At 67.1% G+C, this 10,571-nt stretch carries 14 protein-coding genes; 6 read left to right on the plus strand and 8 right to left on the minus strand.

The genetic code is table 11. The features are described from left to right. Positions 1-116 precede the first annotated feature (116 nt). The 4 genes from ASD82_RS00320 to xth all read right to left on the minus strand — a co-directional run bounded on the left by ASD82_RS00320 (position 117) and on the right by xth (position 3,303). A complete protein-coding gene (locus tag ASD82_RS00320) occupies positions 117-950 on the minus strand; it encodes a pirin family protein (RefSeq protein WP_056713778.1) in 834 nt (277 codons plus the stop codon). Positions 951-1,057: 107 nt separating this feature from the next. Beyond that, positions 1,058-1,804: a DUF4336 domain-containing protein gene (locus ASD82_RS00325; protein WP_056713780.1), complete on the minus strand. Its 747-nt coding sequence runs from the start codon at positions 1,802-1,804 to the stop codon at positions 1,058-1,060. Between the two features lie 51 nt (positions 1,805-1,855). Next, the gene (locus tag ASD82_RS00330) at positions 1,856-2,530 is read right to left on the minus strand and encodes a YecA family protein (protein WP_082585195.1); all 675 of its coding nucleotides are present in this window, start codon (positions 2,528-2,530) and stop codon (positions 1,856-1,858) included. 5 nt (positions 2,531-2,535) lie between these two features. Then, on the minus strand, positions 2,536-3,303 hold the full coding sequence (gene xth / locus ASD82_RS00335) for an exodeoxyribonuclease III (RefSeq protein WP_056713787.1): 768 nt from the start codon (positions 3,301-3,303) through the stop codon (positions 2,536-2,538). 266 nt (positions 3,304-3,569) lie between these two features. On the opposite strand from xth, the gene ASD82_RS00340 reads away from it, so the two are divergent. Beyond that, a complete protein-coding gene (locus ASD82_RS00340) occupies positions 3,570-3,779 on the plus strand; it encodes a cold-shock protein (protein ID WP_007809889.1) in 210 nt (69 codons plus the stop codon). A 112-nt stretch (positions 3,780-3,891) separates the two neighbouring features. Here the strand turns inward: ASD82_RS00340 and ASD82_RS00345 are convergent, their stop codons facing one another. Next, complete coding sequence (locus tag ASD82_RS00345) at positions 3,892-5,934, minus strand: M3 family metallopeptidase (RefSeq protein ID WP_056713788.1); 2,043 nt, start codon at positions 5,932-5,934, stop codon at positions 3,892-3,894. A 95-nt stretch (positions 5,935-6,029) separates the two neighbouring features. Here ASD82_RS00345 and ASD82_RS00350 point away from each other — a divergent pair, with 95 nt between their 5' ends. Then, complete coding sequence (locus ASD82_RS00350; protein WP_056713791.1) at positions 6,030-6,566, plus strand: gamma carbonic anhydrase family protein; 537 nt, start codon at positions 6,030-6,032, stop codon at positions 6,564-6,566. Next, positions 6,563-6,892, plus strand: a complete 330-nt coding sequence (locus tag ASD82_RS00355; protein ID WP_056713794.1) for a hypothetical protein — start codon at positions 6,563-6,565, stop codon at positions 6,890-6,892. The genes ASD82_RS00350 and ASD82_RS00355 overlap by 4 nt, the downstream gene beginning before the upstream one ends. Before the next feature lie 13 nt (positions 6,893-6,905). Here the strand turns inward: ASD82_RS00355 and ASD82_RS00360 are convergent, their stop codons facing one another. The 3 genes from ASD82_RS00360 to aroE all read right to left on the minus strand — a co-directional run bounded on the left by ASD82_RS00360 (position 6,906) and on the right by aroE (position 8,650). Then, complete coding sequence (locus tag ASD82_RS00360; RefSeq protein ID WP_056713797.1) at positions 6,906-7,445, minus strand: hypothetical protein; 540 nt, start codon at positions 7,443-7,445, stop codon at positions 6,906-6,908. Between the two features lie 111 nt (positions 7,446-7,556). Then, positions 7,557-7,823, minus strand: a complete 267-nt coding sequence (locus ASD82_RS00365; protein WP_056713800.1) for a YkgJ family cysteine cluster protein — start codon at positions 7,821-7,823, stop codon at positions 7,557-7,559. After that, positions 7,820-8,650 carry a shikimate dehydrogenase gene (gene aroE, locus ASD82_RS00370; RefSeq protein WP_056713803.1) on the minus strand — a complete coding sequence of 277 codons (831 nt, stop codon included), beginning with the start codon at positions 8,648-8,650 and terminating at the stop codon, positions 7,820-7,822. Before aroE ends, ASD82_RS00365 begins: the two co-directional genes overlap by 4 nt. Positions 8,651-8,770: 120 nt before the next feature. Between aroE and ASD82_RS00375 the strand changes: the two genes are divergently transcribed. The 3 genes from ASD82_RS00375 (at position 8,771) to ASD82_RS00385 (ending at position 10,360) form a co-directional block, all read left to right on the plus strand. After that, on the plus strand, positions 8,771-9,022 hold the full coding sequence (locus tag ASD82_RS00375) for a hypothetical protein (protein WP_056713806.1): 252 nt from the start codon (positions 8,771-8,773) through the stop codon (positions 9,020-9,022). Between the two features lie 190 nt (positions 9,023-9,212). Continuing rightward, on the plus strand, positions 9,213-9,950 hold the full coding sequence (locus tag ASD82_RS00380; RefSeq protein ID WP_056713811.1) for a LysM domain-containing protein: 738 nt from the start codon (positions 9,213-9,215) through the stop codon (positions 9,948-9,950). Beyond that, positions 9,938-10,360: a hypothetical protein gene (locus tag ASD82_RS00385; protein WP_056713814.1), complete on the plus strand. Its 423-nt coding sequence runs from the start codon at positions 9,938-9,940 to the stop codon at positions 10,358-10,360. Before ASD82_RS00380 ends, ASD82_RS00385 begins: the two co-directional genes overlap by 13 nt. The last annotated feature ends 211 nt before the right edge of the window (positions 10,361-10,571 follow it).

A 10,571-nucleotide genomic window follows, 5' to 3' on the forward strand; every position in this document is an offset into this window, starting at 1 on the left:
AGCGGCGGGCAGTGCCCGCCCCTTTCGACGGAAGCGCGCTTCGCCCAGGCAACGCTGGACGCGTGGACCCTCACCCGGAGGGAGAGGGAGCAACGCGCAAGAAGCGCGTTATTTGGTTAAAAGCGGCCGGCGCGGAAGTCGGCGATCGCCTCGTGGATCTGCTCGGGCGTGTTCATCACGAACGGCCCGTAGCGCGCCACGCTCTCGTTCAGCGGCTTGCCGGCGACGACCAGCAGACGTGACGGTTTGTCAGTACCCGCCAGCTTCAGTTGCCCGCCTTCGGACAGCACGCCCAGTTCGCTGCGCTGCAGTGATTCGCCGCCGACCAGGGCCGATTCGCCCTCGAACACGTAGGCGAAGCCATGATGGCCGGCGGGCAGATCCAGCGTGAACTGCGCGCCAGGCTGCAGGCTGATGTCCAGGTACACCGGTGCGGTGACGATGCCTTCGACCGGGCCGGTGGCACCGGCCAGCGAGCCGGCGATCAGCTTCACCTCGACGCCGTCGGCCGGATGCACCACCGGGATCCGTTCCGGGCCGATGTCCTGGTAGCGCGGCGCGGTCATCTTGTCGGCCGCCGGCAGGTTCACCCACAGCTGGAAACCCCACATCAGGCCGTTTTCCTGCTGCGGCATTTCCGAATGCAGGATGCCGCGGCCCGCAGTCATCCACTGCACGCTGCCGGGCACCAGATTGCCCCGGTTGCCGTGGTTGTCGCCGTGCTGCATGTGGCCGGCCAGCATGTAGGTGACGGTCTCGAAGCCGCGATGCGGATGTTCCGGGAAGCCCGCGATGTAGTCGCCGGCCTGGTCGGAGCGGAACTCGTCCAGCAGCAGGAACGGGTCGAGCATGTCCAGCCCGGGCTGGCCGATCACGCGCTTCAGCTTCACGCCCGCGCCGTCGGAGGTGTCCATGCCGCGGATGCGGCGGGTGATGTGGCGATCGCTCATGACTTGCTCCGGTAAAGGGAAGAACTGCCCGCCAAGATGGCCCCGTTTGACCGTTTGTCCAAGCACCGGCGCGGGAACGGATCGTTCCGGCAGGGGCAACGCCGGGGTCAGTCGAGCCAGCGGAATGCCCGGGCCAGCTCGGCCTCCGCGTTTTCCAGATAGCAGCGACCGTGGGCGAGGATCACCCGTTGCGGCTGCCAGGCCAGCATCCGCGCCAGGCAGGCGCGCGCTTCGTCCTTGTGCCCGAGATAGGTCAGGCGCATGTCCAGCGGCGCCTTGCCGTCGGGATCGGTCACGCCGCCCAGTCGCGCCATCCAGCGCATCGCCGTGGGCAGCTTCCCAGCTTCGAAGTTCTCGATCAGGTCAGTGAGGATCAGTGTGGCGCTGGCGCGATGCAGGAACACGATTTCCTGCAGCACCCGGCTGCCACGGAAGCGCAGCTGGTCGATCGCGGCGGCCCAGTCCGGCGGCGGCGCGTCATCGAGATCCGCGTCGAACGCGACCTCGATGTGCTGGCTGGCGGCGCGCTGGCGCACGCCTGGCGAGGCCCACGCCGTCGCCTGCGGATAGCGCCGTTTCCAGGCCGCGATGTGCGCGTAATGCAGCAGGTTCGGCGAAATCAGGTGACGCACCGGGCCGAGTGCGTCGATCGCGGCGAACAAGGCTTCGTCAGGCGCAATCGGCGAGTGGCACCACAAACCGCCATCGGCCAGCCGCACCACCGTCATGCGGGTGGGAAACGGCACGCGCATGCCGACTGCGGCCATCTGCACCAGCGGGCCATCGGCGATCCAGATCCCGGACGCGACCGGCTTGAGCGTGTTGAGCGGGGTGTACAGGCCGACTTCGGACATGGCAGCTTCCGTTTCGCAGTAACGCGCCAGCAGCCTCCCGCAGGACCCTGTTCAGTGCACCCAGTGGCCGCTGCGCTGGCGCGGCGGGGTGGCTTCTTCCTGCTTGCCCGGGCGTTGTTGCAGCACCATCGTCTCCACTTCGGCCTCGGTGGCGGGTTTGGTCTGCCAGTACTGGTTGACCGCGCCAAGCACGGTCGGCACCTGGGACAGGCACTCGTCGTATTCTTCTTCGCTGAGCTTCTCGAATTCGGTGTCGGCGCTGAGGATGCCTTCGTCGACGGCCAACGCCATCACCGGGCCCAGCAGTTCCATCAGTTGCGGGTCTTCGGCCAGACGGTTTTCCCACAGCGCAGCGCGCAGGTCGATGCCGCGGCTGAAGCCCTCGCACCAGCCCGCGGCCGACAGCATCGGGCCGCCTTCCATCTCCACCTCGCCCAGGATCGGCTCGTAGGCATCGACGTCGAGTTCGGCGCTGATCGAATCGTTGAGCTTGGCCAGCAGGGCCAGCACGCGATTGCCTTCGTCCTCGTCAGTGAACGGCTCGTGCAGCACTTCATGCAGCCATTCGTCGGGCAGCACCAGCAGCGGGCCCACCGCCAGCGCGCTGAGCAGGCCGTGGACGCCATCGAGCAGCAGGTCGCCTTCGCCGGTGTGCGCGCGCAGGTAGAGGTCCAGTTCTTCCAGTTCGTTGTCGTCCAGCGAGCTGGGCCATTCGGCTTTCGTCATGTCGTTCATATATCCAGTTCCAGCGTCACCGGCGTGTGATCGGAAGGGCGTTCCCAGCGTCGCGGTTCGCGGTCGATCGCTGCCGCCGTGGCAGCGGATTTCAACGCCTCGCCGATCAGGATCAGATCGATGCGCAGGCCCATGTTGCGGCGGAATGCCGCCTGCCGATAGTCCCACCAGCTGAAGTGCCCGGGCTCGGGCTGGAACAGGCGGAAGCTGTCGTGCAGGCCGAGGTCGGTGATCGCCTTCAGCGCGGCGCGTTCCGGCGGCGAGCAGAGGATGTCCTCGCCCCAGGCCACCGGATCGTAGACGTCGCGATCGTCCGGGCAGATGTTGAAATCGCCCAGCACCACCAGGTTCGGGTACCGCTCGTGTTCGCGGGCCAGGAACTCGCGTACCCGGGCCATCCAGTCCAGCTTGTAGGCGTATTTTTCGTCGCCGACCGCCTTGCCGTTGACCACGTACAGGTCGACCACCCGCAGGCCGCCGACGGTCGCCGCCAGGATGCGCCGCTGCGGATCATCCAGGCCGGGAATATCGGTGACGATGTCGGCGGGTTCCTCGCGGGCCAGGATCGCCACCCCGTTGTAGGTCTTCTGGCCGGAATACACCGCCCGGTAGCCGGCGGCGGCCAGCTCGTCGACCGGAAACTTCGCGTCTTCCAGCTTGGTTTCCTGCAGCGCCACCACGTCCGGCTGCGCGTCGGCCAGCCACTGGGTCAGGTGCGGCAGGCGCACTTTCAGCGAATTGACGTTCCACGAGGCGATTTTCATCGGGTCATTGTAAGGGGAAGCGCCGGCACGAGGCAGCGCAGGCGAGCGCCACGGCGCGCCACGACGCGGTCTCGGGGAAAAAGGGGCGGTTTCGATGAACGGGAACGCGGGTTCGGAGATGTTTGCCCGAAAACCCACCAAACCGCCGAAATACGGTGTATGCTGGTCGAGCAAGAGTACCGCGTAAAGGCGACCCCTTGCTTCTATTGCGGTTCGGCGCACGTCGCCAGGGCCGCAAATCATCCATGCTTCAAAGGTAATGTTACATGTCGGATCGTCAGAGCGGTACAGTCAAGTGGTTCAACGACGCCAAGGGTTTTGGCTTCATCACCCCGGAAAGCGGTGACGACCTGTTCGTGCATTTCCGCGCGATCCAGGGCACGGGCTTCAAGTCCCTGCAGGAAGGCCAGCGCGTCACGTTCGTCGTCACCAAGGGCCAGAAAGGCCTGCAGGCTGAGGAAGTCCAGGTTGCCTGATTCCCCCGGGAATTGAGCGATCTTGAAGAAACCCGCTTCGGCGGGTTTTTTCTTGCCCGGCGTTTGGCCTTGCCCGAACAACGCCGCGGCGGTGGCCGCGGCGTTGCGTCGATCAGGCCAGCCCGTGGCTGCGCAGCAGCGCCTCGGGTTCCGGCTTGCGGCCACGGAAGGCGATGAAGCTTTCCAGCGCCGGCCGGCTGGCGCCCACCGACAGGAACTCGGCGCGGAAGCGTTCGCCGGTGGCGCGATCGATGACGCCATGCTCCTCGAACTCGCCGAACGCATCGGCGCTGAGCAGTTCGGCCCACAGATAGCTGTAGTAACCGGCGGCGTAACCGCCGGCGAAGATGTGGCTGAAGCCGTGCGGAAAACGCTGCCAGGCCGGCGGATGCAGCACGGCCACCTGCTTGCGGACCTGCTCCAGCACCGCCAGCGTGCGCGCGCCCTGCGTCGGCTCGTACTCCAGGTGCAGCAGGAAATCGAACAGGGCGAATTCCAGCTGGCGCACCAGGAACAGGCCGGCGTGGAAGTGGCGCGCGGCCAGCATGCGGTCGAACAAGGCGTCCGGCAGGCGTTCGCCGGTCTCGTAATGCTTCGCGAACAGGTCCAGCGCCTCGCGGTTCCAGCCGAAGTTCTCCATGAACTGACTGGGCAGCTCCACCGCGTCCCATTCGACGCCATCGATGCCGCCGATCGAGGGCAGCTCGATCCCGGTCAGCAAGTGGTGCAGGCCGTGGCCGAATTCGTGGAACAGGGTCAGCACGTCGTCGTGGGTGAGCAGGGCCGGCTTACCCTCGGTCGGCGGCGCGAAATTGCAGGTGAGGAAAGCCACCGGCCGCTGCTTCCGGTCGCCGTCGTCGAAGCGGGCGCGGCAGACGTCCATCCACGCGCCGCCGCGCTTGCCGTTGCGCGCGTACAGGTCGACATAGGCGCCGGCGAACACCTGGCCGTCGGCATCACGCACGTCGTAATAGCGCACGTCCGGATGCCACACATCGACGCCATCGCGCGCGGCGAGGGTGATGCCGTAGAGCCTTTCGGTGAGGCCGAACAGTCCGTCGATCACCGCCGGCAAGGGGAAGTACGGCTTCAGTTGTTCCTCGTCCAGTGCGTACTCGCGCTGGCGCAGCTTCTCCGACGCATAGCCGACGTCCCACGGTTCGAGGTTGTCGAGCTGCAATTCCTCGCGGGCGAAGGCGCGCAAGGTGGCCAGTTCCTGTTGCGCCACCGGCTTGGCCCGGGCGGCCAGGTCGTGCAGGAATTCCAGCACCTCGGCCGGCGAGCCGGCCATCTTGGTCGCCAGCGACTCCTCGGCGGCGTTGGCGAAGCCCAGCAGCCCGGCCGCCTCGTGGCGCAGCGCCATGATCTGCTCGATGCGCGCGCTGTTGTCGAACTTGCCCGCGTTCGGGCCCTGGTCCGAGGCGCGCGTCTGGTACGCCCAGTACACCCGTTCGCGCAGGCCGCGGTTGTCGGCGTAGGTCAGCACCGCCTGCACGCTGGGCTGCTTCAGGGTGACCAGGTAGCCATCCAGCTGCTGGTCTTCGGCGTACTGGCGCAGCACTGCGCGACCGGAGTCGGGGATCCCGGCGAGATCACGCTCGTCGGTGACGTGTTCGTGCCACGCCTCGCTGGCATCGAGCACGGCGTTGGAAAATTCGGTCGAAAGCTTGCTGAGCTCGACGCCGATCTCGCGGAAGCGCGAGCGCGCCGGCTCTTCGAGCGCCACGCCGGACAGGCGGAAGTCCCGCAAGGCGTGCTCGACCAGCGCACGCTCCGGCCGTGGCAGCGACGGAAAGTCCGCGGCATCGGCCAGCGCCTGCACCGCGGCGTACAGTTCGCGGTTCTGGCCCAGTTCGATCGCGTGATCGGTGAGCTTTTCCTCGGCCGGCGCGTAGACCTCGCGCAGCGCCTCGCTGTCGGCGACGGAATGCAGATGGGACACCGGCGCCCAGGCGCGCGCCAGGCGTTGTTCCAGCCTTTCCTGGGTCAGCATCACCGTGGCGAAGTCACGCGGCGCCGCGGGCGCCAGCAAGGCGTCGATGCCGGCGCGGTAGTCGGCCAGAAGGGACTCGACGGCCGGCAGCACGTGTTCGGGACGGATCTGCGAGAACGCCGGCAGGGTGTCGTCAGCCAGCAGGGGGTTGTCGTGACTCATGAACGCTCCTTTGCGATGCGCCAGCGTGGCGACCGGGACGGGCGAAATCAAGCGCGGCGACGTGACGACGCGGCCCCCGCCGCTAGAATGCCCGGATGAACTCCTTGCGCAGCTTCCAGGGCGTCACGCCCACCCTCGGCCAACGCGTCTACGTCGACCCGGCCGCCAGCGTGATCGGTGACGTGGTGCTCGGCGACGACGTCTCGATCTGGCCCGGCACGGTGCTGCGCGGCGACGTCCACCACATCCGCGTCGGCGCAAGGACCAGCATCCAGGACGGCAGCGTGGTGCACGTGGCCCACGTCGGTCCGTACGGTCCGGGCTTTCCCTGCCTGATCGGCGCGGGCGTCACCATCGGCCACGCCGCCGTGGTGCACGCCTGCACCATCGGCGACTACTGCATGATCGGCATGCACGCCACCGTGATGGACGGCGCGGTCGTCCACAAATACGGCTTCGTCGGCGCCGGCAGCCTGGTGGCGCCGGGCAAGGTGGTCGGCGAGCGCGAACTGTGGCTGGGCAATCCGGCGCGGTTCGTGCGCCTGCTCAGCGACCGGCAGATCGAGCAGCTGCATTATTCGGCCGACCACTACGTGCGGCTGAAGGACCGCTACCTGGCCGGAGCCGAATGAGCGCACGGCGCGTGCTGTTCCTGTGCAGCCGCAACCGGCTGCGCAGTCCCACCGCCGAACAGGTGTTCGGCACGTGGCCGGAGCTCGAGGTGGATTCGGCTGGTCTCGCCGACGATGCCGAAACGCTGCTCAGCGCCGAACAGCTGGACTGGGCCGAACTCATCGTGGTGATGGAGGCGGCCCATCGGCGGCGTCTGCAGGCGCGCCATCGCCGCCGGCTGCGCGGCAAGAAGGTGATCTGCCTCGACATCCCCGACCACTACGCGTTCATGCAGCCGGAGCTGGTCGCCTTGCTGCTGCGGAAGGCAGGACCGTTGCTGCGTTGACACCCATGCCAGTTCAGCTTCCCGCGGCCCTTGCCTGGCGGATGCGCTCCGCCTCCGCCTCGTGCTGCTTCGTCATGATGTTGCGCGCCGCGGAAAGCTTGCCGCCAAGCAGGGCCAGCGTGAAGTTGTTGCTGTCGAACTCGCGCAGCAGGTCGATCTCGCGCCGAGCCTCTTCGAGGTCTTTCCGGTTGATGGTGCGTTCGATCTCTTCCGAGGCGCGCACGAAGGATTCGCGCAGGGCCTCGTGGGCGGTCCGGTTTTCGGGCTCCAGCTGCAGCACGCTGAGGTAAAACTCGAACGCGTTGCTGCCGGCCGGCGCCACCAGCCGGCCGTCCCGCATCGCGTCGCGGGCCAGCCCGAGCAGGATAGCGCTGCCGCTCTGCGCATCGTCGGTCGATGCCTCGTTCACCTCGCCAGCCGACAACGTGGTGTCGTCGATCGTGGCATTCGCCGCCTGGCCATGCCAGAAAATCGCGGCGGCCGCGACCAGCACCAGCAATGAGACAAGAACAAGCGCGTATCGATGCGATACGGCGGAAAGAAAGCGGGACATGACACCTGCTGCACAAGCGATGGCCGCGCGCTGGAGCTTCCGTCGTCGACGCGCTCCCGGCGGGTGGCGGTATCTTGGCGGCGCTTTGTTGCAGTCATGTGGCGCGGCGCTTCACGTCGTCGCCGTGGCCGCTTCCAGTCGCGCCAGCCACGCCAGCGCATGGGCGCGATCCGTACCGCACATCGCCGGTTCGGCACGCAGGCTGCTGCACACCGCCGGGCGCTCGGGCTGGCCGAAGATCGCGCAGCGATTGTCGTCGGTGAGCTGCACGCAGCGCACGCCGGCCGGCTTGCCTTGTGGCATGCCGGGGATCGGCGAGGAGATCGACGGCGCGATGCAGCAGGCGCCGCAACCGACCCGGCAAATCACCGAACTCACGCGGCTTGCTGACGCAGGGACTGATAGACCGGTTCAGTCTCGGGGCGCCGGCCATGCCACAACTCGAACGCGTCGGCCGCGGTTTCCACCAGCATGCCGAGGCCGTCGACCGCATAGCGCGCGCGCGCCGCCTTCGCCCAGGCCAGGAAGCTGCCGGCGGCGGGGCCATAGGACAGGTCGTAGCACAGCGCACGCGCGCCGATCAGCGAAAACGGCAGTTGCAGCGCCACGCCCAGCACGCCGGCCGAGGTCGCGTTGACGATCAGGTCGTAGCTGCCGATATTGGCCAGGTCGTCCCAGTAGCGCGTGTGCGCACGCGCCGGGTCGCCGATCGCGTCGGCCAGCACGTCGGCCGCCTCGGGCGAACGGTTGACGATGGTCAGCGTTTCTACGCCGGCGTCCAGCAGGTTCCACGCCACGCCATGCGCGGCGCCGCCCGCGCCCAGCAGCAGCGCGGTGTGGCCGCGCAGGTCCAGGCCGTGGCGTTCGGTGATGTCGCGCACCATGCCCGCACCATCGGTGTTGTGCGCCGCCAGCCGGCCGTCAGGCAGCCGGGTCAGCACGTTCGCGCTGCCGGCGCGGGTGGCGGCCGCGCTGCGCTGGCCAGCCAGTGCGAAAGCGGCGGCCTTGTGCGGCAGGGTGACGTTGGCGCCGCGGCCGCCGGTGGCAAAAAACCGCCGCACTGCCTCGGCGAAATCGGCTGGTGCCGCGTCGATCGCACGGTATTCCAGTTCGATGCCGAACTGTTGCGCGAACGCCTGGTGGATGCGCGGGGACAGCGAATGACTGATCGGATGGCCGAATACGGCGAACTGGGCGATGGGCATGCGATTCCCCGCAGGATGTCTGGCAACCATTCTACAAGCCGGATTTTTGGGGAAGCGAAGTCGCAGGTGATGAGATGGCGGTCCGGCAACTTGCGGACAACCTGTCCGAGGAGAACTCCCATGCGCATGCCCGTCCTGCCCTCGCCGCGCCACCTGCGCCTGCTCGGCGCCGCCGTGCTCTGGTTGCTGGGCGGAACCCTGTTGCTTCTGAGCATGCTGGTGCCAGCTCATACGGAGCTGCTCGGCTGGACGCCGGCGTTCTGGCTGGGCGGTGCGCCACTGATGGTGGTGCTGGTGCTGGAGCCGACGCTGCCGCGGCAGGTGCTGGCGTTGTGCCGACCGCAGCGACGCGCGATCCGCCGCGCCATGTGACCCCGGCGGATTGTCCGGCCGGTCCCTTGCAGGGCAGCTGGCGAGTCGGTATCTGCCTACGCACTTTTCGGGATTCCCGCAGCAGCTCCAGCGCTACCCTCGACGTTGGCGTTCAACGCCGCAGTGCAGCCCGACGTGGCCGGTATCCGGCACCGGCTCGGCGCCCGGATTTGACGGAGGAGATGCGCAGATGGCGGGGCCGCCCCATGCGAAGTCGGGTTTCCAGAAGTGGCAGGACACGATTCGTCGTGCCCGCTGCGATACAAAGTGGGCCGAATACGACGCCGACATCAGAAGAACCGTCGGGGAGTTCAACACGCACCTGAAACCGAGCTCGGGCTACGTCCCGCTCGACTGGCGGTTGATCAAGGCCATGGCGTGGACGGAAACTGGCGCGGCGGCAAGCTTGTGGAAGTCGAACCCGATGCAGATCGGCATGTTCAATGATCCAGGGCTGGATCAGTTGCTGTCGGGAGCGCCGGCGTCGGGCCTGATTCTTCCGGCCTGGAAGCCGCCGCTGACCAGGAAGGACGTGCGCACGACGCCGCTTTACAACATTCGCGCGGGCGTGGGTTATCTGCTGCTGAAACTCGCAAGGTTCGAGGTGAAGGACGTGCTCGACAAGGACAACACGATCCACCAGCTGACCGTGAAGGCTGGCGACAGCTTCGACAAGCTGGCGCATGCGCACGGAAGCACGGTTGCGGTCATGCAGGCATTGAACCCCGGGGTGCGTGTGCTGCACCCAGGCCAGGTTCTGAAATATCAAAAGGCCTCCCGCCAAACGGTCATCGCGGGGTGGCGGGCTGCCACCACGGCAAACGTCGCCATGTATTACAACGGCGGTGGTGACGCGGCCTACGCGAAAAAGCTGGATTTCGCCCTGTCGGTCATCCAGCAGGGGAACGTTCCGCCATGCCGGCCGTGATCCGACGCAGGATGGCCGTGCTGGCGGGCCTGATCCTGCTGGTCGGTTGCGCCAACGCAGGCGATGGCATGCTGACTGGCCAGTTCGAGGGAAGCGGCCGGCAATGTCGGGGCGTCCTGTTGGTGCAGGCCAAGATCATCGCGTGGCACACCCCGTTCGCGAGCTGTGCAAAAACATCCTACGAAGTTCTCGACCAGCCCGCCGTTGGCGGCGCGACGCACAGGGTCTTCCTGTTGAAGCCGGGTTCCGCTTGCGCCTTCGCGGTGATTTCGCTGGAGCGGGATGCCGAACATCCGGAATACTGGAATGCCACGGGCTACCGTTCGCGCCAGGATTACGAAGACGGCAGCGACGACACGCTGCGTTGCAACCTCACCAGGAAGGAAATCGCGTCAGCGTCGTCCCGCTGACGCAGCGCGCCTGCCTGAACCCACCCGTTGCGCACGGAACATCGCGGGAACCGTCGAGGCGCCATCGGCCCCGACTCACCCTCTGCACGAGACGATCGTCCTGCGCTCAGCGCCTGTGAAGAAAGCCACTTCCTGTGGTTTTCTTCTATCGCGAGTCCGGTACACGCCCGGACTCGCTCACATGAAACAGTCACTTGCATGACTGCTTCAT

The sequence above is a fragment of the Rhodanobacter sp. Root179 genome (assembly GCF_001428465.1).
In the GTDB taxonomy this organism is placed as follows: Bacteria; Pseudomonadota; Gammaproteobacteria; order Xanthomonadales; family Rhodanobacteraceae; genus Rhodanobacter.